20 protein-coding genes are annotated in these 22735 nt (G+C 60.2%); 15 read left to right on the plus strand and 5 right to left on the minus strand.

Annotation, left to right across the window (positions count from 1 at the left end):
- Positions 1–194: 194 nt before the first annotated feature.
- The 3 genes from CRX69_RS17830 to CRX69_RS17840 all read left to right on the plus strand — a co-directional run bounded on the left by CRX69_RS17830 (position 195) and on the right by CRX69_RS17840 (position 6222).
- On the plus strand, positions 195–1862 hold the full coding sequence (locus CRX69_RS17830) for a VRR-NUC domain-containing protein (RefSeq protein WP_080962868.1): 1668 nt from the start codon (positions 195–197) through the stop codon (positions 1860–1862).
- The gene (locus CRX69_RS17835) at positions 1859–4180 is read left to right on the plus strand and encodes an ATP-dependent DNA helicase (protein WP_107322475.1); all 2322 of its coding nucleotides are present in this window, start codon (positions 1859–1861) and stop codon (positions 4178–4180) included. The genes CRX69_RS17830 and CRX69_RS17835 overlap by 4 nt, the downstream gene beginning before the upstream one ends.
- 110 nt (positions 4181–4290) lie before the next feature.
- The gene (locus CRX69_RS17840; RefSeq protein WP_047226631.1) at positions 4291–6222 is read left to right on the plus strand and encodes a hybrid sensor histidine kinase/response regulator; all 1932 of its coding nucleotides are present in this window, start codon (positions 4291–4293) and stop codon (positions 6220–6222) included.
- A 25-nt stretch (positions 6223–6247) separates the two neighbouring features.
- Here CRX69_RS17840 and CRX69_RS17845 read toward each other — a convergent pair whose 3' ends face one another.
- Positions 6248–6478: a hypothetical protein gene (locus CRX69_RS17845; RefSeq protein ID WP_047226450.1), complete on the minus strand. Its 231-nt coding sequence runs from the start codon at positions 6476–6478 to the stop codon at positions 6248–6250.
- A gap of 156 nt (positions 6479–6634) precedes the next feature.
- Here CRX69_RS17845 and CRX69_RS17850 point away from each other — a divergent pair, with 156 nt between their 5' ends.
- A complete protein-coding gene (locus CRX69_RS17850) occupies positions 6635–7171 on the plus strand; it encodes a hypothetical protein (RefSeq protein ID WP_047226451.1) in 537 nt (178 codons plus the stop codon).
- Between the two features lie 4 nt (positions 7172–7175).
- Here the strand turns inward: CRX69_RS17850 and CRX69_RS17855 are convergent, their stop codons facing one another.
- Positions 7176–8513, minus strand: coding sequence for a cation:proton antiporter (locus tag CRX69_RS17855; RefSeq protein WP_047226452.1), 1338 nt, complete (start codon positions 8511–8513; stop codon positions 7176–7178).
- A gap of 288 nt (positions 8514–8801) precedes the next feature.
- Between CRX69_RS17855 and CRX69_RS17860 the strand changes: the two genes are divergently transcribed.
- Genes CRX69_RS17860 through ligD form a run of 4 tightly spaced genes read left to right on the plus strand, consistent with a single transcriptional unit; the run spans position 8802 to position 14917 of the window.
- Positions 8802–10187 carry an iron-containing redox enzyme family protein gene (locus CRX69_RS17860; protein WP_107322476.1) on the plus strand — a complete coding sequence of 462 codons (1386 nt, stop codon included), beginning with the start codon at positions 8802–8804 and terminating at the stop codon, positions 10185–10187.
- Between the two features lie 8 nt (positions 10188–10195).
- Positions 10196–11197, plus strand: coding sequence for a methyltransferase (locus tag CRX69_RS17865; protein ID WP_047226454.1), 1002 nt, complete (start codon positions 10196–10198; stop codon positions 11195–11197).
- Entirely contained in the window at positions 11169–12332 is a 1164-nt protein-coding gene (locus tag CRX69_RS17870) for a carboxylate-amine ligase (protein ID WP_107322477.1), read from the plus strand. The genes CRX69_RS17865 and CRX69_RS17870 overlap by 29 nt, the downstream gene beginning before the upstream one ends.
- Positions 12329–14917, plus strand: a complete 2589-nt coding sequence (gene ligD, locus CRX69_RS17875; protein WP_107322478.1) for a DNA ligase D — start codon at positions 12329–12331, stop codon at positions 14915–14917. Before CRX69_RS17870 ends, ligD begins: the two co-directional genes overlap by 4 nt.
- Positions 14918–14939: 22 nt before the next feature.
- Here ligD and CRX69_RS17880 read toward each other — a convergent pair whose 3' ends face one another.
- A complete protein-coding gene (locus CRX69_RS17880; RefSeq protein WP_047226457.1) occupies positions 14940–15554 on the minus strand; it encodes a Yip1 family protein in 615 nt (204 codons plus the stop codon).
- Between the two features lie 166 nt (positions 15555–15720).
- Between CRX69_RS17880 and CRX69_RS17885 the strand changes: the two genes are divergently transcribed.
- Genes CRX69_RS17885 through CRX69_RS17895 form a run of 3 tightly spaced genes read left to right on the plus strand, consistent with a single transcriptional unit; the run spans position 15721 to position 17203 of the window.
- Positions 15721–16221, plus strand: coding sequence for a CinA family protein (locus tag CRX69_RS17885; RefSeq protein WP_047226632.1), 501 nt, complete (start codon positions 15721–15723; stop codon positions 16219–16221).
- A gap of 9 nt (positions 16222–16230) precedes the next feature.
- Positions 16231–16749, plus strand: a complete 519-nt coding sequence (locus CRX69_RS17890; RefSeq protein WP_047226458.1) for a hypothetical protein — start codon at positions 16231–16233, stop codon at positions 16747–16749.
- Between the two features lie 7 nt (positions 16750–16756).
- Entirely contained in the window at positions 16757–17203 is a 447-nt protein-coding gene (locus CRX69_RS17895) for a DUF421 domain-containing protein (RefSeq protein ID WP_047226459.1), read from the plus strand.
- Positions 17204–17270: 67 nt separating this feature from the next.
- Here the strand turns inward: CRX69_RS17895 and CRX69_RS17900 are convergent, their stop codons facing one another.
- The gene (locus tag CRX69_RS17900; protein WP_047226460.1) at positions 17271–18128 is read right to left on the minus strand and encodes an SDR family oxidoreductase; all 858 of its coding nucleotides are present in this window, start codon (positions 18126–18128) and stop codon (positions 17271–17273) included.
- 166 nt (positions 18129–18294) lie between these two features.
- Between CRX69_RS17900 and CRX69_RS17905 the strand changes: the two genes are divergently transcribed.
- Positions 18295–18699, plus strand: a complete 405-nt coding sequence (locus CRX69_RS17905) for a VOC family protein (RefSeq protein WP_047226461.1) — start codon at positions 18295–18297, stop codon at positions 18697–18699.
- Positions 18700–18898: 199 nt separating this feature from the next.
- On the opposite strand, the gene CRX69_RS17910 is transcribed toward CRX69_RS17905, so the two are convergent.
- Complete coding sequence (locus tag CRX69_RS17910; protein ID WP_047226462.1) at positions 18899–20047, minus strand: MalY/PatB family protein; 1149 nt, start codon at positions 20045–20047, stop codon at positions 18899–18901.
- Positions 20048–21035: 988 nt separating this feature from the next.
- Here CRX69_RS17910 and CRX69_RS28275 point away from each other — a divergent pair.
- The 3 genes from CRX69_RS28275 to CRX69_RS17925 all read left to right on the plus strand — a co-directional run bounded on the left by CRX69_RS28275 (position 21036) and on the right by CRX69_RS17925 (position 22722).
- Complete coding sequence (locus CRX69_RS28275; protein WP_409563866.1) at positions 21036–21743, plus strand: methyl-accepting chemotaxis protein; 708 nt, start codon at positions 21036–21038, stop codon at positions 21741–21743.
- Between the two features lie 122 nt (positions 21744–21865).
- Positions 21866–22294: an Sbal_3080 family lipoprotein gene (locus CRX69_RS17920; protein ID WP_047226464.1), complete on the plus strand. Its 429-nt coding sequence runs from the start codon at positions 21866–21868 to the stop codon at positions 22292–22294.
- Positions 22291–22722, plus strand: a complete 432-nt coding sequence (locus tag CRX69_RS17925; RefSeq protein WP_223194328.1) for a DUF2846 domain-containing protein — start codon at positions 22291–22293, stop codon at positions 22720–22722. Before CRX69_RS17920 ends, CRX69_RS17925 begins: the two co-directional genes overlap by 4 nt.
- Positions 22723–22735: the final 13 nt, after the last annotated feature.

Here is a 22735-nt window from a genome sequence, read left to right on the forward strand (position 1 = left end):
AATCAAAAAGACGCGGTTCAGTTGATTAGACCGCGCCATCACTGTAGTTAACCGCCATTGGTCTCGCTTGCCGTAGGAAAGTTCATCGCCGACTGCAGGATTTCCCTCCTGAATGCGGGCGACCGCTCATCTTTTGCAGTTGCCTGGGCCCGCCGCAGCTGATATCTGTACGCATAACCAGTATTCCAGCAGGCATGGCACCTCTTTCCGTGACAAATAACCCCCTCGACGACCCTTTCTACTACCTGAACAACTTTCAGCAGGTGCTCGCCTGGTTGGCAACGCGCTATGCCGATGTGCTCAGCCCTGAGGAGCAACGCTTCATCGACGAGTTCGCCAGCTTGCCCCGTGCATCCCAGGGATTGCTGGTGCGCATGGTGATGCGCAAGGGGCTGCATTTTCGCCAAAGCAAGCTGCATTACCCTGAGATCGGTGATATTGGCAGCGCCATCGAGCCGTTGCTGGCGCGGGGCTGGGTCGAGGATCAAGCGCCTCTTGGCCTTGGCGAGCTGTTCGAGGTGCTGCTCAAACAGGAAATCATCCTGTGCCTGGGTCACCTGATCGAACACCCCAAGGCGACAAAGGGCCAGTGGCTGGAGTCCTTGCAGGATCATTTCAATCAACCACAGCCTTTTCGCAGCTGGTGCCCGCGGCTGGAAGACCGACTCTTCAGCCTGACGATCATGAACCTCTGCGACCGGCTGCGGTTGCTGTTTTTCGGCAATCTCTATCAGGACTGGTCAGAGTTCGTGCTGGCGGACCTGGGCATCTTCACCTATGAAACCGTCGAGTTCAGTGCCCAATCCCGTGGCCTGCGCAGCCGCCAGGATGTGGATGCCTGCCTCTTCCTGCACGAATGTCAGCAGCGTTTCGAAGCCGGCGAGCCTCTTGAAGAGATCGTTGCCCAAGTCCATGCCCTGAGCCTGGACAATCCGTGGCTGGAGCGACGCCGAGGCAAGTTGCTGTTCCAGATCGGCCAGCACGCTGAGCGTATCGGCGATTTCACCCTGGCCTTGCGCATTTATCAGGATTGCAACTACCCCGGCGCACGGCTGCGGATGATTCGGGTGCTGGAGCGCATCGGCGAGTACGCCCAGGCCCTTGAATGGGGTGAAGCGGCCGCACAATCGCCGCAAAGCGCCGCCGAAACCCAGGCACTGCTCAGGATCCTGCCCCGGCTGCGCCGCAAGCTGGGCGGGCCGCCGGTGCCGCGGCCCCTGGCGCGCAAGGTCGAGCGGCTGGACCTGCACCTGCCTCGTGTCGATCCGGCCTTGTCGGTGGAGTATCACGTGCAGGCCCATCTGCACGATGAAACCGCGCCGGTGCACTACGTGGAGAACAGCCTGATCAATTCGCTATTTGGCCTGCTGTGCTGGCCGGTGATTTTTGCGCCGTTGCCGGGGGCGTTTTTCCACCCGTTCCAGCGCGGGCCGGTGGACCTGCTCAACGAAGACTTTCACCACCGACGTGCCGAGCTGTTCGCGGCCTGTTTCGCGCAGCTCGACGATGGCCGCTACCGGGACACCATCGTCCGTCGTTACACCGAAAAATGGGGCGTGCAGTCGCCTTTCGTGTTCTGGGGCGCGCTGTCCGAAGAGTTGCTCCATCAGGCCCTCGACTGCCTGCCTGCCGAACACCTCAAGCACTGGTTCAGCCGCCTGCTGCTGGATATCAAGGCCAACCGCGCCGGCATGCCGGACCTGATCCAGTTCTGGCCGCAGCACAAGACCTACCGCATGATCGAAGTCAAAGGCCCCGGCGACCGCCTGCAAGACAATCAACTGCGCTGGCTGGAGTTCTGTCACGAACACCAGATGCCCGTTGCCGTCTGCTATGTGCAGTGGGTGGAGCAGGGCGCATGACCCAGGAACCTGGCTACAGCATCGCCGTTCGGGCACTGTGCGAGTTCACCGCCAAGACCGGCGACCTGGACCTGCGCTTCACGCCGTCACCCACGGCCATGGAAGGGATCGTCGGCCATCGCACCGTGGCCTCGCGGCGTAGCGAGGGTTACCAGGCCGAAGTGAGCCTGGAGGGCCGCTACCAGACGCTGAAGATCAAAGGCCGGGCGGATGGCTACGACCCGGCCTGCAACCGCATCGAAGAAGTGAAGACCTACCGGGGCGACCTGGACAAGCAACCGGCCAATCATCGCCAGTTGCATTGGGCCCAGGCGAAAATCTACGGCTGGTTGATGTGCCAGAAGTTGCAACTGCCGCGGATCGACGTGGCGCTGGTCTACTTCGACATCGTCAGCGAAAAGGAAACCTGCCTCACGCAAAGCTTTGAAGCGGCGCAGCTTGAGGTTTTCTTTGAACAACAGTGCGCGCTGTTCCTCGCCTGGGCCGAACAGGAGATGGCTCACCGACAGGCGCGCAACCTCGGCGCTCAGACGCTGGCATTTCCTCACGCCGGCTTTAGGACAGGGCAACGCCACCTGGCTGAGTCGGTGTTCAAGGCCATCAGCACCGGCCGCTGCCTGATGGCCCAGGCGCCCACCGGCATTGGCAAAACCGTTGGCACCTTGTTTCCGATGCTCAAGGCACTGGCGCCACAGCGACTGGACAAGGTGTTCTTCCTCACGGCCAAGACCCCAGGGCGCAAACTGGCGCTGGATGCGGCCCGAGTGATTACCCAAAGCGCGCCCTCGATGCCGTTGCGGGTGCTGGAGATGATCGCTCGGGACAAAGCCTGCGAGCACCCGGACAAGGCCTGCCATGGCGAAGCCTGCCCGTTGGCCCGCGGGTTCTACGATCGGCTGCCGCACGCCCGTGCGGCGGCGAGCCAGATCACGCTGCTCGATCAGGCGGCGTTGCGCGATATTGCTCTGGCCCATGATATCTGCCCGTACTACCTGAGCCAGGAAATGGCCCGCTGGGCAGACGTGGTGGTCGCTGACTACAACTATTACTTTGACTTCAGCGCCTTGCTCTTTGGTCTGGCCCAGGCCAATGGCTGGACCGTCGCGACCCTGGTGGACGAAGCCCACAATCTGGTGGAGCGAGGGCGGCAGATGTACAGCGCGACCCTCGATCAGTCCGCTTTGGCGGCAGTGCGCAAAACCGCGCCCGAGACGTTGAAGAAGGCCTTGCAGCGGGTCAATCGCCAGTGGAACGCGTTGCATGAGCCCCAGGTTGCGGTCTATCAGGCGTATGAAAAACCACCGGAGAAACTGCTCCAGGCCCTGTCGCTGTGCACCACGGCTATCAGCGATTACCTCAATGACCATCCCCAGGGCCTGGACAGCGCTTTACAGGCGTTCTACTTCGATGCCTTGCAGTTTGCCCGGGTGGCGGAGTCCTTTGACGAGCACTTTTTGTTCGACATACACAAGCGTGAATACGGCCGCCAGCGAAGCGCATCGACCCTGTGCCTGCGCAATGTAGTGCCGGCCGCCTTCCTGCGACCCAGGCTGACGGCGGCCCGCAGCAGCGTGCTGTTTTCCGCCACCCTGAGTCCGCGGCATTATTATGCTGACCTGTTGGGCACCCCGACGGACACGGTCTGGATCGACGTGGAGTCGCCATTCCAGGCGCAACAGCTTGATGTACAGGTTGTCAGCCGGATCTCCACCCGCTTTGCCCACCGCCAGGCGTCCCTGGAACCTATCGTCGCGTTGATGGCCCGCCAGTTCAGCGAGCGCCCGGGCAATTACCTGGCCTTCTTCAGCAGTTTTGACTACTTGCAGCAAGTGGCCGGACTGTTTGCCGAGCGCCATCCGCAGATTGCCACCTGGTCGCAATCACGCGGCATGGGCGAAGCACCCCGGCAGGCGTTCCTTGAACGATTCATGGAACACAGCCAGGGGATTGGGTTTGCGGTGTTGGGCGGTGCATTCGGGGAGGGCATCGATTTACCGGGTTCGCGCCTGATCGGGGCGTTCATCGCGACCCTGGGGCTGGCGCAGTTCAACCCGGTCAACGAGCAGATGAAGCTGCGCATGGCGGCTATTTTCGGCGATGGCTACGACTACACTTACCTGTATCCCGGCCTGCAAAAAGTGGTGCAGGCTGCGGGGCGTGTCATTCGTACACAGCAGGATCGTGGGATGGTGATGTTGATCGACGATCGATTTGCTGAGGCGAGGGTGCAGCACTTGTTGCCGCGTTGGTGGTCAGTTAGTCAAGAGCAGCACAACTGCTGTGGGAGTGAGCTTGCTCCCACAAAGGATCTGTGGTGAATCTCATATCGCGACCAAGCTGCTGATTCCCACGGATTTAATCACTATTTCCGATGCCGCACTTGCTCCATACTTCGCAAAAAATCCTTCTGGATGCCTTGGCCAAAAAAATGCTCGAAGACGCCCCCAAGACCGCACTCATCAATCAGGAACAGCGTTTTCGCCTGCTCATCGACGCCGTGGTCGACTACGCCATCTACATGACCGACCCCTCCGGCATCATCACCAGTTGGAACTCCGGTGCCAGGCGTTTCAAAGGCTATGAAGAATCCGAGATCCTAGGCCAGCACTTCTCACGCTTCTACACTGACCAGGATCGCGCCGACGGTCTTCCGCAACGGGCGCTGGACACGGCCCTGCGCGAGGGGCGTTTCGAAGGCGAGGGCTGGCGGGTGCGCAAGGACGGAACGTTGTTCTGGTCCCATGTCGTCATTGATCCGATCATCGATAGCCAGAGCGGCGACTTGCTTGGCTTTGCCAAGATCACCCGGGACCTGACCGATCGCAAGATGGCCGAGGAAACCCTCAAGCAAAGCGAACAGCAGTTTCGCCTGTTGGTGCAAAGCGTCACCGATTACGCCATCTACATGCTCGATCCAGACGGCCAGGTGACCAACTGGAACCTGGGCGCGCAACGGATCAAGGGCTATCTTCCCGCGGAAGCCATCGGCCGGCATTTTTCGATGTTCTATACCCCTGAGGACCGTGACGCCGGTGAGCCTCAACGGGCCTTGAGCATCGCCGCCAGTGAAGGGCGCTTTGAAAAAAGGGGCTGGCGGTTACGCAAGGATGGCACCCGGTTCATGGCTCATGTGGTCATTGACGCGATCCGCAACGACACGGGGACGCTACTGGGTTTTGCCAAGATCACCCGCGACATCACCGATGCCACCCGTGCGCAGCAAGCCTTGGAACAGGCTCGCGAGGCGCTGTTCCAGTCACAGAAACTGCAAGCCATCGGCCAGCTCACCGGAGGCATCGCCCATGACTTCAATAACCTGCTGACGGTGATCCTCGGCAACCTGGAAATTGTGCGCAAGCGCATGCCCAGCGATCCAAAACTCATCCAACTGCTGGATAACGCCACCCAGGGCGCGCTGCGCGGTGTTTCGCTGACGCAACGGATGCTCGCGTTCGCCCGCAGACAGAAACTGTCCTCCGAATCGGTCGAGCTGTCGGCGCTGGTGCAGGGCATCAGTGGTTTATTGCAAAGCTCCATCGGCCCTTCGATCCACATTCAGACCGACTTTGCCCAGGCGCTTTCGCCGGTGTTGGCCGATGTCAACCAACTGGAACTGGCCATCCTGAACCTGGCGACCAACGCTCGGGATGCCATGCCGCAGGGGGGGCGGATCCTGATCTCGGCCCAGGAACGCTCCGACACCGAGGCCGGCAAGGACGCGCCGATGGCACCAGGGCGATACATTTGCCTGTCCATCACCGACGAGGGCGAGGGCATGGACGAGGCGACGCTGGCTTCGGCCGTGGACCCGTTTTTCACCACCAAAGGGGTAGGCAAGGGCACTGGCCTGGGCCTGTCCATGGTGCATGGCTTGGCCGAGCAATTGGGTGGCCGCCTGATACTCAAGAGCCGCAAAGGCGAGGGCACTACCGCTGAGCTGTGGTTGCCGATAGCCGACAACTCGGCGCCAGACAAAGTGCCGGCCCAGGCCACGACGACACCCTCGGTGAACGAGCTACGGGTGTTGGTCGTGGACGATGACAGCCTGGTACTGACCAGCACCCGGCTGCTGATCGAAGACCTGGGCCACCGCGTGCTTTGCGCCCCATCGGCGGCTCAGGCGCTACAGATGTATGAGCTCAATCCGGACATCGACCTGGTGATCACCGACATGGCCATGCCGCAGATGGATGGTGCGCAATTGGCGAAACTGTTGCGTGATCGTCATCCGACCTTGCCCATCATCCTGGCCACCGGCTACGCCGAACGCCTGGAAGGGTTCGCCACGCAACTGCCGCGCCTGACCAAGCCGTTCAAGCAGATTGACCTGGTGCAGGTCATTGGGCAGGCGATGAAGTAACTCCAGGCATGGCGCTGCCACAGGTTCATTCAGTATTTTTCCTGAACCCTCGCAAGTTCATCGCACACAGGCAGAACTGCAGCACGATCAACGCATAGGCGTCTGAATGCAGCCCCCAGATGACCCACAGGATATTGCTCGCGATAAAACAACTGAACCCGGCCACCCGCCGTCGGGGCTGACGTGAGCCGATCAGCCAGGCGGCCAGCACCGTCACCACCATCGCCGGCCATTGCACCCATCCAAGATAATCCACAGAGCCCTCCTCAAGCTTTCGGTGATCTAGAGACCGTGACGATCACTGAGCGTTTCGTTGAGCCCGGGTCGCACCTCTGGTCCGGTGGCCGGAACTTGCCTGTCCCTCATTTCTTCTAACAAGTCCCAAACCCACACCCGAGGCGCAGCCTGCGCAATGCCCAGAATACTCACCAGCCATACCCCGGATGAAGAACTGACGGAACACAATGCCAAGCTGTTCGGCTCGCCCAAGGAACGCCTGGATTTCTATCGTCGGGAGATCCAGTACGAAACCAGCATCCTGGCCAATCGAACCGATGCGTACCTGGCCGCCCAATCCTTCCTGGTGATCGCCTTTGCCTCATGCATGGCCAACCTGAACCCGGAGTGGGGCAAGTTGTTCACATTGATCGTCCCGCCGTTCCTGGCTCTGCTGGGCTTCCTGAGCTCGCTCAACGCCTGGCCAGGAATTCGCGCGGCTTACGAGATCATCGACCATTGGCATTTCAAGCAAAGCGAGTTGCTGCGCGCAGAGCCGTTGATGGGACTGGCCTACGACGAATCCCCGCTGTTCAGCAAACAGGAATCGACTCACAAGGGCTATCGCAAGTCGTTGCTGTTTTCGGTGCGTACGCCATGGATCTTTGCCGCGTTCTGGGTCTTGCTGGGGGCATACTCGGTTTATATCCAGGTGAGTGATCCAGGGGGCTGAAGCCTTAGCTCGATTTTTTGTGGCGCTCATACCAGGCCAGTATGGGTTGGGTACTCAAGCCATGGACCAAAATGCTCAGGGCCACCACCGACAGCGTGATATTGATGCACAACTGGACCATCTCTGGCTGTAAATCATGGTTCACCGCATAGAACAGATAAAACAGACTGCCGATGCCACGTATGCCGAACCAGCCAATCAGCAACCGTTGTGGCGTGTCCAGCAGCCGTCCCCAAGGCATCACCAGCAAGCTCAACGGGCGAATCACGGCAAACAGCAGACCACCGATGACCAAGGCCCGCCAGTCCCAATGAGTGGCAAGCGCCACCCCCAACAGCGTCACCAGAAACACTTCCATGGAACGCTCCACCAGACTGCCGAAGGCGAGCATGTCACTCATCATGACCCCCGCGGCCACCTGACCCTCTTCCATAGTCTCGGCGTCACCCCGGACCGCGTCCCGGGGGGTGACCGCTTCGTGCCCCACCACCGGTTGCACCAGGTGTTCTGCCGGGAGTGAGTGTTCATCCGTCGATTGCACCTCGGCTTGGCGCAGGCCCAGGCCAGCGGCGAACACCGAAAGAAAGCCATAACCCTGGAGGGCTTCGGCCACGACATAGGCCAGGGCAATCAGCGCCAGGGCCAGGTAATCGTTGGGCGAGAGGGTGCTGTCGGCGTTCTTGATGCGCATCGACAGGGTCAACCAGCCGATACCGCGGCCCATCCAGTAACCGGTGAGCAAACCGACCGGCACTGCCCACAGCACATCCTGCAGCATCCAGTCACCGAGAAAGCCAAGGTCGTCCTCGCGCAGCAACAACAAGCCCAGAATCACAAAGGGGAAGGCCGTGCCGTCGTTCAAGCCGGCTTCCCCCGACAGGCCAAACCGTACCTGGTCATCATCCCGGGCATCGTTGACCTGCACCAACGCCGCGAGCACCGGATCGGTTGGCGCGAGGATTGCGCCAATCAACAACGACACGCCCCAACCGAGACCAAACAGGTAATGCAGGGTCAAGGTCAGGCCCGCGATGGTCAGGATCATCACCGGGCCGGCCAGTGTGTAGGCCACGCGCCAACTACGGTCCTTGAGGGGCAAACGTAACTTGAGGCCGCTGACGAACAGCGAAAACACTACCGCGACTTCGGTGAGGTGCTCCATCCAGGCTGAGGAATCGGCAATGTCCAGCCTCAACAACTCCAGGCCCGCCGGCCCGATGGCAACGCCCAAACCCAGGCATATCGCCGAGGTGGTTACCGGCATCCAGCGCAGGTAGGAGGACGTCAGGGCCAAGGTCAGCAATACGGCGCCGAGCACCGCTACCCATACTGTGAAAATCATTGCTGCTCCTTGGATAGCTCGAAGGCATAGCTCGAAGGCATAGCTCGTAGGCATAGCTCGTAGGCATAGCTCGCAGGCACAGCCCCGAGTGAAACAGACACCGTCAAGCCAGTATCCGGCTCCTGTCGTTCATTCGAGGGTCTGAGCCAAGCGCCGGTTCCGTCAAAGCGATACGGCTCCGTTTATCCGGAGGACTTTCATCTCAAGGGAATTTTTCGTCATTCCCGGCGCTCTGCCAAAGTAGAGACGTGTTGATTCAGCGTCCTGCCGAGAACCCAAGAGGCCCTTATGACTGCGCTGACACCCCTCCAATCCCGGCCTGCCACCGTGCATTCATTCATGGATGCCGGGAGCGTGCGCCAATGCTATGAACGGCTGCTCCATGGCCCTGACGATGCTGACAAGCAAGCCGTCGCCCAGGCCTTCCTTCAGCAATGCGTGGGGCAGGCCGCGGCACTGCCCCTGGAGCTGCCCGACACCCCCACGGCTCTGCAAACCTGGGTCGAGCAACACAGTGCCGGTGTAGCCCGCCAGTACGCCGAGTATCTGGAGCGGCGCAAAAACGCCGGTCCACGAGAGTTTTTCACTTGCAAGGCCCACGCCTTGTATTTCCTGCAGGCAGTGGCGCCCACCAAACTGGTGGACGGCGCGTGGCTGTATGGCGTGCTCAAGCATTGGCACGACCACCGTTTCGAAGGGCTGCTGAGCACTTATCTGGAAGAGTTGGGCGACGGCAATCCCTCGCAAAACCATGTGGTGATATACCGCAAGCTGCTCGCCGAACACGACCTGTCGGACGCGCCGGACATTGAAGACGAGCGCTACCTGCAAGGTGCCGTGCAATTGGCCCTGGGCTATGGCGGCGATGAATACCTGCCTGAAGTGATCGGCTACAACCTGGGTTACGAACAACTGCCCCTGCACCTGTTGATCAGCGCTTATGAGCTGACTGAGCTGGACATCGACCCTTATTACTTCACCCTCCACGTGACGATTGACAACGCGAGCACCGGTCATGCCCACAAGGCCATCCAGTCGCTGCTGCAACTGATGCCGATGGAGGCGGATCGCGAAGCGTTCTGGCACCGGGTCACCCTGGGTTATCGCCTCAATGATCTGGGCCAAGGCAGCCGAACCATCATCGAGTCATTCGACCTGTATCGCGAAGTGCTGGACATGCTCGAACGCAAACGTCCGTTCGGCCAACACATGCATTCCGATTACTGCAAGTTCGAAGGCAAGACCGTCAATCAATGGCTGGCAGCGCCTGGACAGCTGGAAGGCTTCCTGACGGCGCTGCAAAACAAGGGCTGGATCAAACGTCATGAAGATCCGCAGAACAGCCGGTTCTGGACGCTGATCGAAGGGGCAGGCGCGGCCATGTTCGGGGTGTTCAGCCCCTATGAAAAACAGTTGCTGCACGACTGGATCGCCGGTGACTGGACGCAGGAGGGCGCCAAGAAAAGCCCGCGCCGCGCCCACGGTGCAGCGTGCGAGCCGCAGATGCCGATCGAGGACCCCGATGTACAGAGCCTGCAACAGACCCTGCGAGGCCAGACGCCCGATGCGCAGATGCAGACCCTGATGCCGTGGCTCTCGGCGCGCTGCCACAGCCATCCGGCCGGACTGCTGGCGACTCGTCGCTTCATCGAACTCAAATCCGCGCTGCGCTAGGAGCCCGCATGAATCAGGAAGAACGCCTATCCGAAACTGACCTGGCGCTATTGCAATTGGGCCGACGCCTGCAAGCCGACGGCTATCGCTTCATTACCCCGACACCCCTGACCCACGAACGCGTCAACCAACGACCTGGCAATGAACGCTCCAGAACCCTGAGGGATGTGTTCGGCTGGTCGCGCCCGTTTGCCCCGGGGCTGATCAGCGCCGATGAGCAGCGCCAGTTGCAGGAAGCCGAGGTGCTGCAAGCGCGCGACGGCCTGTTGCATAGCCGCGTGCGCTGGTCGAGCCTGGACGGCCTGCTGTTCGCTCATTCGCAATTTCCCACCCAAGCCAACGACGCGGTGTTTTTCGGCCCCGACAGCTATCGTTTCGCCCAACTGATCCATACTTATCTGCAACAGAACTTCACGGCAATACATCGGGCCGTGGACATCGGCTGTGGCGCCGGTGTCGGGGCGCTGGTCATTGCCCGCGCCCGGCGCGAGGCACAGGTGCTGGCCGTGGATATCAATCCGATGGCCCTGCGCCTGAGCGCGGTCAACGCGGCGCTGGCCGAGGTGTCCAACGTCGAGATCGCCCGCAGCGATGTACTCCAGGATGTGGAGGGCGACTTCGACCTGATCGTCGCCAATCCGCCGTACATGGCCGACCCCAGCGAACGGGCCTACCGCCATGGCGGTGGCGCACTGGGCGCCGGGCTGTCGCTGCGCATTGTCGAACAGGCCCTGCCACGGCTCACGCCCGGTGGCTCGCTGGTGCTCTACACCGGCGTGGCGATGGTCGATGGGCGTGATCCGTTTCTCGAGGCGCTTGAGCCTTGGCGCGACTCGCCGGACTTCGGCTGGACTTACAAGGAATTGGACCCGGACGTGTTTGGTGAAGAACTGCTCACCCCGGGTTACCAGGACGTAGAAAGGATCGCCGTGGTGGCGTTGGTTGTAACCCGCATCGGCGCGGGTATCGGAGGGACTATCGATGAACAGGCGACTGAAGTTCGGCATTGAAGAGGAGTATTTCATCACCGATCTGCAAACCCGTTGTATGCCGGATCAACCCTCAGCAGAGGTTGTCACGGCGTGCCAGGCGCTACTGGGCAAGCATTTCGCCCATGAAATGTTCCAGTGTCAGATCGAGATGGCGTCGCCTATTTTCCGCAACTTGCCCGAGGCGGCCGATTACCTGGCCCAGGTCCGCACAGGCCTGACCCAGCGCCTGGCCGCCCATGGCCTGGGCCTGCTCAGCGCCGGCTCGCATCCCATGGCGACCCAGGGTCTGCAGCCCACCGACGAACTGCACTTTCAGCAGCTGTTCGACGATTACCAGCGGGTGGCCAGACGGAGCGTGCTTTCGGGCCTGCATGTGCACGTGGAGGTGCCGGCCCATAAGGACCGTGTCCGGGTCATGAACGAGGTGCTGCCCTGGCTGCCGATGTTCCTGGCGCTGAGTGCTTCGTCGCCGTTCTGGAACGGCGCCTACAGCGGGTTCAGCAGCTACCGTCAGGTCGCTTGCGATGAATGGCCGCGCATGGGCGTGCCGGAGTTCTTCGAGGATGAGTCGGCGTTTGCCGGCTACGTGGACATGCTCATGCGCACCGGATCCATTCGCCAGCCCAGCGATTGCTGGTGGGTGATGCGGCCTTCGTCGCGTTATCCCACGCTGGAGCTGCGAATATGCGATGCCTGTCCGCGTGTTGAGGATGTCCTGTGCCTGGTCTCGCTGTTTCGGGTGATGGTGGCCCATGCTATTGCACTACCCAAGCCCGGCGCGCACTTCAGCCTGACCTCCCACTGGATCCTCAAGGAAAATCGCTGGCGGGCCAAGCGTCATGGAATCCTGGCCGAGTTCATCCTGGAGGGGCAGGAGCAGCCGATGATGATCGGTGAGTGGATCACGCTGGCGGAGCAGACCTTCGGCGAGACTGCCGCCGCACTGGGCGTTGAGGATGTGTTCAAGCAGGCACGTCGTATCGTCCAGGAAGGCACCAGTTCCGATCGGCAAATCGTGCTGTACGAACAAGGGCTGCTGCTGGGCGACTCCACCGAGCACGCCTTGAGCAGGGTGGTTGATCAGTTGTTGGCGGAAACCGCCGGGATGCCCGTGGCCGACCCGTCACTGTTGCAAGTGGCAGGTGGTCCATGAGCAGCAAGACCCTGGAGGATTACAACCGGATGCGTGACTTCGCCGCCACCCCGGAGCCGGCGGCCAAGCGTTCACGCAAATCGGCGAAAACCGCCCATGCCTTGCAGTTCTGCATTCAGAAGCACGACGCTTCACGGCTGCATTATGACTTCCGGCTGGAGCTGGACGGTGCGCTCAAGAGTTGGGCGGTGCCCAAGGGGCCGTCCCTGGACCCCAAGGTCAAGCGCCTGGCGGTGCATGTCGAAGACCATCCGCTGGATTACGCGACCTTCGAAGGCAGCATTCCCGAAGGCCATTATGGCGCTGGCGACGTCATTGTCTGGGACCGCGGCGTGTGGATTCCCCAGGGCGATGCCCATGAGGCCTATGAAAAAGGCCGGCTCAAGTTCGAGCTGCAAGGGGAAAAACTCAGTGGCCTGTGGAACCTGGTACGCACCCACATGCCCGGCAAGCAGGAGCAGTGGTTCCTGATCAAGCACCAGGACGCAGCGGCACGTCCCGAAAGCGAGTACGACGTGGTCCAGGCCGAGCCGGACAGCGTGCTCAGCGAGCGCACCCTTGTACCCAAACGCCGTGGCAAGGCTGCCGCCCAGGTCAAGGCAGTGCAGCAACCGAAAAAAGCCACCACGCCCAAACCGTCCAGAAAAACTTCGACCACGACCCTCAGCGGCGCGGTGGCCGGGGCGATTCCCAAGACGCTCAAACCGGAATTGGCCACGTTGGTAGAGCGCGCGCCTGAAGGCGAATGGCTCTATGAAATCAAGTTCGACGGTTACCGCGTCATGGCCCGCATTGAAAACGACGATGTCAGGCTGATCACCCGCAATGGCCATGACTGGACCCACAAGCTGCCCAAGCAGGCCGAAGCGCTGGCCGGATTAGGGCTGGAGTCCGCCTGGCTGGACGGTGAAATGGTGGTGCCCAATGAGCAAGGCGTACCGGACTTCCAGGCCCTGCAGAACGCTTTCGACGCCGGCAGCAGCAACAAGATTGCCTACTACTTGTTCGATCTGCCTTACCTCAATGGCATGGACCTGCGCGAAGTGCCCGTGCAAGAGCGGCGGGCCGCGTTGGCGGCAGTGCTTGCGAGCAACAAGAATCCGCTGTTGCGCTTCTCCGATGCCTTCAAAGAAACCCCTGAAGCCTTGCTCAACAGTGCTTGCCAAATGCAGATGGAAGGACTGATCGGCAAACGGATGGGCAGTGCCTACGTTTCCCGGCGCAGCAACGACTGGATCAAGCTCAAGTGCAAGAATCGCCAGGAGTTCGTCGTAGTCGGTTTCAGCGAGCCCAAGGGTGCTCGCAACGGCTTCGGCGCCTTGTTGCTGGGGCTGCACGATGCCGACAGCGGGCAACTGCGCTATGCCGGCAAGGTCGGCACAGGGTTCAACGAGCAAACACTCACAAGCATTCACCAGCAATTGTTGCCCCTGGAAAGAAAAGAGGCTGCGGTGGTCAACCCACCCACCGGATATGACGCCAAAGGTGTGCACTGGCTGGAACCGACGCTGCTGGCTGAAGTGGCGTTTGCCGAAATGACCAAGGAAGGCTCGGTGCGCCATGCCGTGTTTCATGGTTTGCGCAACGATAAACCAGCCGAGGCGATCACCCAGGAGCTGGCCAAACCCGTGAAAAAGACTGCGGAAAAAACCAAAGCCAAAACCAAAACCAAAACCACTCAGGCCCCAGCCATGGACGGTAAGGTGCGCATCACCCACCCTGAGCGAGTCATCGATCCCAGCAGCGGCACGACCAAGCTGCAACTGGCCGAGTACTACGCCAGCGTCGCCGAGTTCATCCTGCCGGAACTGGCCGACCGCCCGGTGGCACTGGTCAGGGCACCGGATGGCATTGCCGGTGAGTTGTTTTTCCAGAAAAACGCCGAGCGCCTGGCGATTCCTGGTATCACCACCCTGGACAAATCATTGACCGGGCAGCCGGTGATGATCATCAACAATCCCGAAGCGTTGATCGGCGCGGTGCAGATGAGCACGGTGGAATTGCATACCTGGAATGCCACGTCGGTGAACCTGGACAAGCCTGATCGCTTTGTTCTCGATCTTGACCCGGATCCGGCCCTGCCTTGGAAAAGCATGGTGGAAGCGACGCATCTGACCTTGTCGGTACTCGATGAACTAGGGCTCAAGGCGTTTCTCAAGACCAGCGGCGGCAAAGGCATCCACATTGTCGTGCCCTTGACCCGCAAGTTGGGTTGGGACGAGGTCAAGGGCTTCAGTCATGCGATTGTCAGCCACATGGCCAAGCTGTTGCCGGATCGCTTCTCGGCGGTCTCCGGGCCAAAGAACCGGGTAGGGCGGATCTTCATCGACTACCTGCGTAACGGCCTGGGCGCCACCACCATCTGCGCCTATGCCGCCCGTACCCGTGAAGGGTTGCCGGTGTCGGTGCCGATCTTTCGCGAGGAAGTGGCCGAACTCAAAGGCGCGAACCTGTGGACCGTGCACAACGTCCATGAGCGTTTGGCGCAAGTGGGTCACGAGCCTTGGGCGGGCCTGAAGAAGACCCGCCAAAGCATCACCGCCGACATGCGTCGACGCATTGGTATGAAAAAGACCGATAAATAGCTTGGTTCGATGCCTCCCGGACTCATCCACTTACCGGAACGCGCAGATATTCCGGCTGCAGGACGTTGAACCACAGCAGAATCATTTCCACCAGGATGGTCACCAGCACCAACAGCCCTACGCCCCATACGCTGGCCGAGTACAACAGACCTTGTTCCTTCTTGAGATTCATGAACTTGGGCAGGCCAACAAACAATAAAAAAGTCGAGTAGGCCGACGCCATTGCCAGCGCGATCACCGCCAGCCAGCGGTTGGGGTAGAGCCCGAAAATCCCGGCCAGGAAGTAGGGCGTGGCGGTGTAGGCGGCAAAACCAATGCACTGGTTGACCGTAGGGCGGGCATCGAAGGTGCGCGACATCCAGCGGATGAACAGCCCCATGAGCATCACGCCGGCCACGATGGTCAGGTACAGCAGCACACTCAGTTGAAGTGCGCTGGCAGTACTGAGCCGTACCGTTTCGTTTTCAGCCAGGCTCCAGCCGGTCCAGGTGGTCCCAATGAACAGGCACACCACGGGAATCAGGGCGAGCAACAACAGGTGAGCCAGATAGTGGCGCGGATGAGCTTGTTCCTGTTCGCGGATGTCTTTCCAGGCAAACTCGGGGTGGGTGAACAGTTTGACGAAAGGGGCGGACATGACGACCTCCTGATCAGTACAGCCTCTGGTGAGGCCCATACGGATTTGAGGTACAGGATCGGTCGGGGGTTCATTTATTTGGAGTGCCTGAGGAGGGGCGTGATCAGAGGGAATGAATCCATACGGCCGGGGTCAATCCATCAGCATCCCTGAAGGACTGTATGCCATGACCATTGCTTGCTCCCTGGTTGATTACTTGCGTGAACACGAGCTGCGCCTGACGACGGCCGAGTCCTGTACCGCCGGCAAGATCGTCACCTTGCTGGCCGAAGTACCCGGCAGTGGTTCGCTGATTGAAAGCGGTTACGTGGTGTATTCCCCGGAGGCTAAACAACGATTGCTGGGGGTCAACCCATGCACCATCGACACCTTCAATCTCACCAGCCGTGAAGTGGCCGAGGAAATGGCCCTCGGTGCCCTGCGCGACGCCAATGCCAACGTCGCCGTGGCCACCACCGGCATTCTCGGGCCGGATGACATGGACGGCATTCCGGCCGGCACTGTCTGTTTTGCCTGGGCGTTCGATATGGCCGGCGAGCGAGCGTTGTTCAGTCGCCTGGAAAGATTTTTCGGGACTCGCAACCAGGTCCAACTGTGGGCCGCCGAACATGCGCTCGTGCAGTTGCGGCACTTTCATCAACGCGCGCTGGCGGGTGAGCGCAGATAGGGGATCACCATGACCCATCCCACTGATCCCGAGGAATTGCGCAGCCGCCAGTTCCCGGTCCGCGAAGACATGGCCTACCAGCTCAAGGTCTGGCGTTTCGAGCGGGTGGGTTGGTACGTGTTGGTATTGCTGGTGATCCTGACGCTGCTTGGATTGTTCTCTCGTGGCCCGTTGAGCACCCGAAATGTACACAGCGCAGATGGCCGACTCGGCGTCGAGTACGAGATGTTCCACCGCAACGGTTCTACCAACCCCATGGTCATCCATCTGATGGGGCAGCCCAATGCCGTGCTGGAGGTGGAACTGGTCGGCCAGTGGCTGGAGGGTTTCGAGGTGCAAACCCTCCAGCCCCAGCCCGTGCGCTCGGCGAGTGCGGAGCGGGGCCTGAAGCTGTGGGTCCAGGCGGATGCCAAGGGAGAGGCCAGCCTTTATCTGTCACTGCTGGGCGATGGGCTGGGGCTCTATCACAGCCGTATCGACACGCCCGATGGCGCCACGGTCAGGTTCAATCAATTCATTTTTCCCTAGGTGACGTATGGACTCTGTGCTGCGGGCTGCCGCGATCTATGTGGCGTTGCTGGTACTGTTCAAGATCGCCGGGCGTCGCTCCCTGGCGGAAATCACCACGTTTGATTTTGTCCTGCTGATGATCATCGGCGAGGCCACCCAGCAGGCGTTGCTGGGGGATGATTTCTCGTTGACCAATTCGTTGATGGTGATCGTGACGCTGATTGCCATCGATGTGGGCTTGTCGCTGCTCAAGCAACGCTCCCAATGGGTCTCGCAACTGATTGACGGCGGCCCGACCATTATTGTGGAGGATGGGCGAATACTGAAGGCGCGCCTGCGCCATGCCCGCTTGATAGAAGAAGACATCATGGAAGCGGCACGGTCGAGCCAGGGAATCGAGACGCTGGAACAGATCAAGTTCGCGATTATCGAGCGTAACGGCAAGATTTCGGTGATTGCCAAGGAGCCGTGATCCCTTCACATGATCCATGACGAGGGCTACATCCCCTCGCCACAACAGCTGCCTATCATCGCTTGACTCACAGGATCGGCTTGCCGCCCGTAATCCCATACCGGGAACCGGAAATGTAGCTCGCCTCATCCGAAGCCAGCAGTACATAGATCGGCGCCACTTCCACCGGCTGGCCAGGACGGCCAAGGGGCGTCTGGGAGCCGAAGTTCTGTACTTCTTCCTCAGGCATGGTGGCGACAATCAGCGGTGTCCAGATCGGCCCTGGCGCCACGCTGTTCACCCGGATGCCCTTGGGGCCGAGCATCTGCGCCAGACCGCCGGTGAAGTTGGCGATGGCGCCTTTGGTGGTGGCGTAGGCCAGCAGAGTCGGCTTGGGCATGTCGGAGTTGACCGAACTGGTGTTGATGATCGAGCCACCCGCCTTCATATGCGGGACGGCGGCCTGGCAGATCCTGAACATCGAGGTGATGTTGATATCAAACGTGCGCACCCACTCTTCGTCGGGGATGTCTTCCAGGTTTTCGTGAGTCATCTGGAACGCGGCGTTGTTGACCAGAATGTCGATATGCCCGAAACGGGCGACGGTTTCGTCGACGATCTTGCGGCATTGGGCCTTGTCCGCCAGATCGCCGGGCAGCAACAGGCATTGGCGGCCGGCCTGTTCTACCCAGCGGGCGGTCTCCCTGGCGTCTTCATGCTCGTCCAGGTAGGAAATGGCCACGTCAGCGCCCTCACGGGCGAAGGCAATCGCCACGGCACGACCGATGCCGCTGTCGGCGCCCGTGATCAAGGCGATCTTGCTTTCCAGGCGTCCAGAACCGGTGTAGCTCTGTTCTCCGCAGTCTGGATACGGGTCCATCTTGCGTTGAGTGCCGGGCACCGGTTGGCTTTGTTTTGGGAACGGCGGGGTAGGGTAGTCAGTCATGACATTCTCCATGCTGGATGTGTAGTCGATGGAGGGTGGACTGTGGGCCTTCAGGCAGAGTTCGCTCGGATTCCGGGGCCGAGCGATGAGCGTGGTCCGAGCCCTTTTGCCAATCGCGAATCAACATCGGCTAATGTTGGACGAATGCAGATAAGGAGCCGGACAGATGTTCAGTCACATACAGATTGGCGCGCGGGACCTGCCAACAATGGTCGCGTTTTATGATGCCGTGCTGGGCTGCCTGGGGTTGGTACGCCTGCCCAGCGAAAACGACTCGGGCCCGCCGGGAGAAGGCTGGCATCAACCCGGCAAGCGTTGGCCTCAGGTGTTCGTGCAATTACCGTTCAATGGTTTGCCCGCGACCTGGGGCAATGGCATGCAAGTGAGTTTCGCCGCCGATTCGCCGCACACCGTACAGGCCGCCTGGGCGCAGGCCATCGCCCTGGGCGGCACCGACGAAGGCCCGCCGGGCCCGCGGCCCCAGTATTCGGAAGGGTATTTCGGGGCCTATTGCCGCGATCCGGAGGGGAACAAGTTGTGCTTTGTTTATGCGCCGGATATGGATGAGTAACTGAGCACTCTGTTTCTGGAGTGGACCTATTTGTGGCGAGGGGATTTATCCCCGCCGGGCTGCGCAGCAGCTGCGCAGCAGCCCTAAAACAGATCACTCGGTGTGTCAGGCTCATCTCATGGCTTTTCATTGGGGCTGCTGAGCAGCCCAGCGGGGATAAATCCCCTCGCCACAGATGAGCTCCGGTCACCTGGAGAAATCAGCCCCTGGCCTTCAAGCTTCGCTCCATCCGCGCAATCCCTTCCTCCAGCAGCGCCCGTGGGCAGCCGAAGTTCAAGCGCACGAACTGCCCGGCATCGTCACCGAAATCCAGTCCGGCACTCAGGCCTACCTTGGCTTGCTTCAGGAAAAAGCCCTGCGGGTCGTCCAGCCCCAATCCCGAGCAATCCAGCCAGGCCAGGTAAGTGCCCTGGGGCACGGTCATGGTGATGCCCGGCAGGCGGGTCTTTACGGCGTCGACCAGATAGTCGCGGTTGGCTTGCAGGTAAGCCTTCAATTCTTCCAGCCACGGGCCAGCTTCGCTGTAGGCCGCGCGGGTCGCTTCAAGGCCCAGGGCGTTGACGCTGTCGACCATGCCGGCCCGGGCACTGTTAACCCGCTCGCGGACCTTGGCGTTCTGGATGATGGCGAATGAAGTTTTCAGCCCGGCAATGTTGTAGGCCTTGCTGGCCGACATCAGGGTGATGGTGCGCTCGGCAATCTCCGGGCTGAGGGTGGCGGTGGGGATGTGCACACGACCGTCGAAGCACAGCTCGGCATGGATTTCGTCAGAGATGATCCAGGCATTCTGTTCCAGGCAGATATCTGCCACGGCCTTGAGTTCTTCCCGGGCAAACACCTTGCCCAGCGGGTTGTGAGGGTTGCTCAGCAACAACGCACCGCCCCCCTGCAACGCGTCACGCAGCGCGGCCAGGGGCGTGTGGAATTCGCCGTTGAGCGGGTTGAACGGCAGTTCAACCTTGTTCAGTTGCCAGTGAGCAGGGGCATTGCGCAGCGGCGGGTAATTGGGCACCTGTACCACAACGTTCTGCGCAGGCTCCACCAAGGCGTGCAGTGCCATGTTGAAGCCTGGTTCGACACCCGGCAGGAAGACGATCTGCTGAGGCTCGACGCGCCAGGCGTACTTGTTCCAGAGGTCCGCAACGATGGCGGCGCGCAGCGAGTCCTGGGCCACGCTGTAGCCGAGCATGGGGTGTTCGAGGCGTTTGTGCAGTGCGTCGATGACCACCGGCGGAGCAGGGAAGTCCATATCAGCCACCCACATGGGCAACACGTCAGCGGGGTAGCGACTCCACTTGGTGCTACCGGTACCGTGGCGCTCCAATACCGTGTCGAAATCGAAAGTCATGGGGGTTCCATCAGGTCTGGGAATGAGATGGCGAACATCATAAAGCAAAGATCAGTGAAAAAAGGAAGATGGCGTAGTGCCACTAACCAGGAGGAATCGGCTACAGTTCGATTCCGACACGCCGATAAGGCTTGAAGCCAGCATTGGTAACGGACCCTCCAAGCCCCCCGAAAAGGACAGCCCCCATGACATCGCCCGTGCGCTTTACGATCACTACCGTAAAGCTGATCGCATCATGCTGGGGTTACTCTGGCTCACTTTTGTCTACTCCCTGTGCCTGGCCTTCCTGCACTCCACCTTCAGCCAGGCGCTGCTGATAGGAGCGACGACCTGTCTGCTGACCACCGTGCTTTATCGCGGCCTGGGCGGCACCCGGGCCATGCGCTGTGTCATCGCCGTGGCGCTGATGGTCATGGCCGCCTTGCACATCAACCAGACCCGTGGCGTGATCGAGTTCCACTTCGGGATTTTCGTACTGTTGGCGGTGCTGACGTTCTACCGTGACTGGCTGCCGATCATCGTGGCCGCCGCCACTATCGCTATTCACCACGTCGGTTTTCACTGGCTTCAGCACCAGGGTTATCCGGTGTTCGTCATGGCCAACCATGGCGGCTGGACCATGATTTTCATCCACGCCTTCTACGTGGTGGTGGAAAGCGTGATCCTGATTTACCTGGCGAACCAGAGCCTGGCCGATGCCACGGAAAACCAGGATGTGCTCGACAAAGTGCTGGCCGCCGCTATGCAGTTGAGCAGTGACACCCAGACCCAGCGCAACCGGGGGGACAAAGTCTCTTCGTCCGAGCGTTTCGATCATTTCCTGCAGCAGATCACCAACCTGGTAGACGGCGTGGTGCGCGATACCCGCAACCTTTCGGACTTGGGTCAGGACCTTTCTCAAGTCGGCCAGACACTGGAGCACGGCGCCAGGCATCAGCTCAATGAAGTGGCACAGATGAGCGGCGCGATTGGCCATCTGGTCCAGGCCATGGACAGCATTGCCGGGCATGTCGGCCAGACGGTACAACGGGCCGGCCAAGCCAGTGAACAGGTCAGCCGCGGACGCAGCACCGTTGACCAGAGCCGCGAGGAGATTGTCGAGTTGGCCGGTCGCCTCAACCTGACCAACGAAACCGTGCAAGGCCTGGCCGAGCAGGCGCAACAGATCGGCCAGGTGCTGGACGTCATTAACAGCATCGCCGAACAAACCAACCTGTTGGCCCTCAACGCCGCCATCGAGGCCGCCCGGGCCGGGGAGCAGGGACGCGGTTTTGCGGTAGTAGCGGACGAAGTCCGGACCCTGTCGCAAAAGACCTCGACGTCCACCACGGAAATCCAGCAGATCATCGCCAAGCTGCAACAGGGCAGCCGTCAGGCAGCCCTCGCCATGCAAGACAGCCAGGAAGGGGTACAACGCTGCGTATCGGCCAGCCAACTCGCCTCGCAACTGCTGCATGCAGTGGTAGAGGACATCGCGGCGATCAACCACTTCAACGGCCTGATCGCCAGCACCACCCAGGAACAGTCCGAGGCCTCGAAGGGCATCAATGAACGCTTGCAAAGCGTCCAGGCCGTCGCTGAGCGCAACGCCGATAACATCGGCATTCTGACTCGGAGCAGTCAATGCCTGCCACCGTTGGCCGAACGCTTGGCGGTGTTGGGGCAGGCGTTTCATCGTAAAGGTGAGGCGGTTTGAGGTCTTTCACGCCGGGCCTTTTCAGTCCACGCCCGGTAAAGAAGGCTGGCGATTGACGGCAAAACGCACCTCACCTAGCATGACGCCATCATTTTGATATCTTTTTTAGTTTGGAGAAAAGTGTGCGGTTTAGAGCGCTTACGATTGGTTTTGTATTGATACTGGCCGGGTGTACCAACATTAAAGTCGAACCGGTGGAGCGCCAATATCAAATTTCGAAGATTTGTATTGAAGAGAATCCAAAAGTCGTCGTTGGCGACTTTGTCGATGGCTTGCAACTCCTCTTACGCAAGCACCATATCGAGAGCCAGCTCTACACCAGATCTGTGCCGAGCACCTGCGAGTACCGTTTGACCTATACCGCGATTCGCTCGTGGGATTTTTCTGCCTACCTGTCCGATGCCAGTATTTCTCTTTATAAGGGCAATCAAAAAATCGGCTTTGCGCACTATCATCTGACGGGGGAGGGAGGATTCGATCCGTCTAAAATGGCAACGGTCGAGGAAAAAATGGAGCCGGTAATCAATCAGTTATTGGGGCAGAACAAATGAGCGCGACAATAAAAAAAATAACAGGGCTGGTGCTCCTGCTCCTATTGACCGGCTGCGGCCATACAACTTCCAACCAACCCTATTTCGACCCTCCGTCGCCACCTCAAGGTAAGGCGCTCGTTTATCTGGCGCGGACGCATGTCATTCAAGGCAGCTTTTATGACAGCATATTCAGCATTAATGACAGCGCGGTAGTGGGCCTCAATGAACGGACCTATTCCTGGGTCTTCGTGAGCCCCGGCCAGCACAAGATAGCTGCTGGACAGAACAACCATCCCCGAAACGTATTCCTGAACCTGCAGATTGAAGAGGGTAACGAGTATTTCGTTGAATACACTCAGGAACACATGGTTGAGCTTATTCGGGCTCGGAATACGCAGGAAGGAAAAGCAATGGTAAGGGGTTACTCGTACATCCCCGTACGATAGTGAATCTGGAGAT

It is taken from the genome of Pseudomonas rhizophila (assembly GCF_003033885.1).
Lineage (GTDB): Bacteria > Pseudomonadota > Gammaproteobacteria > Pseudomonadales > Pseudomonadaceae > Aquipseudomonas > Aquipseudomonas rhizophila.

Coding starts and splice junctions, on each gene's coding strand:
- CRX69_RS17840 (WP_047226631.1), top strand. CDS start 4,291: ATGCTCGAAGACGCCCCCAAGACCGCACTCATCAATCAGGAACAGCGT.
- ligD (WP_107322478.1), top strand. CDS start 12,329: ATGAGCAGCAAGACCCTGGAGGATTACAACCGGATGCGTGACTTCGCC.
- CRX69_RS17880 (WP_047226457.1), bottom strand. CDS start 15,554: ATGTCCGCCCCTTTCGTCAAACTGTTCACCCACCCCGAGTTTGCCTGG.
- CRX69_RS17890 (WP_047226458.1), top strand. CDS start 16,231: ATGACCCATCCCACTGATCCCGAGGAATTGCGCAGCCGCCAGTTCCCG.
- CRX69_RS17860 (WP_107322476.1), top strand. CDS start 8,802: ATGACTGCGCTGACACCCCTCCAATCCCGGCCTGCCACCGTGCATTCA.
- CRX69_RS28275 (WP_409563866.1), top strand. CDS start 21,036: ATGGACAGCATTGCCGGGCATGTCGGCCAGACGGTACAACGGGCCGGC.
- CRX69_RS17885 (WP_047226632.1), top strand. CDS start 15,721: ATGACCATTGCTTGCTCCCTGGTTGATTACTTGCGTGAACACGAGCTG.
- CRX69_RS17855 (WP_047226452.1), bottom strand. CDS start 8,513: ATGATTTTCACAGTATGGGTAGCGGTGCTCGGCGCCGTATTGCTGACC.
- CRX69_RS17870 (WP_107322477.1), top strand. CDS start 11,169: ATGAACAGGCGACTGAAGTTCGGCATTGAAGAGGAGTATTTCATCACC.
- CRX69_RS17895 (WP_047226459.1), top strand. CDS start 16,757: ATGGACTCTGTGCTGCGGGCTGCCGCGATCTATGTGGCGTTGCTGGTA.
- CRX69_RS17830 (WP_080962868.1), top strand. CDS start 195: ATGGCACCTCTTTCCGTGACAAATAACCCCCTCGACGACCCTTTCTAC.
- CRX69_RS17925 (WP_223194328.1), top strand. CDS start 22,291: ATGAGCGCGACAATAAAAAAAATAACAGGGCTGGTGCTCCTGCTCCTA.
- CRX69_RS17905 (WP_047226461.1), top strand. CDS start 18,295: ATGTTCAGTCACATACAGATTGGCGCGCGGGACCTGCCAACAATGGTC.
- CRX69_RS17865 (WP_047226454.1), top strand. CDS start 10,196: ATGAATCAGGAAGAACGCCTATCCGAAACTGACCTGGCGCTATTGCAA.
- CRX69_RS17910 (WP_047226462.1), bottom strand. CDS start 20,047: ATGACTTTCGATTTCGACACGGTATTGGAGCGCCACGGTACCGGTAGC.
- CRX69_RS17900 (WP_047226460.1), bottom strand. CDS start 18,128: ATGACTGACTACCCTACCCCGCCGTTCCCAAAACAAAGCCAACCGGTG.
- CRX69_RS17835 (WP_107322475.1), top strand. CDS start 1,859: ATGACCCAGGAACCTGGCTACAGCATCGCCGTTCGGGCACTGTGCGAG.
- CRX69_RS17850 (WP_047226451.1), top strand. CDS start 6,635: ATGCCCAGAATACTCACCAGCCATACCCCGGATGAAGAACTGACGGAA.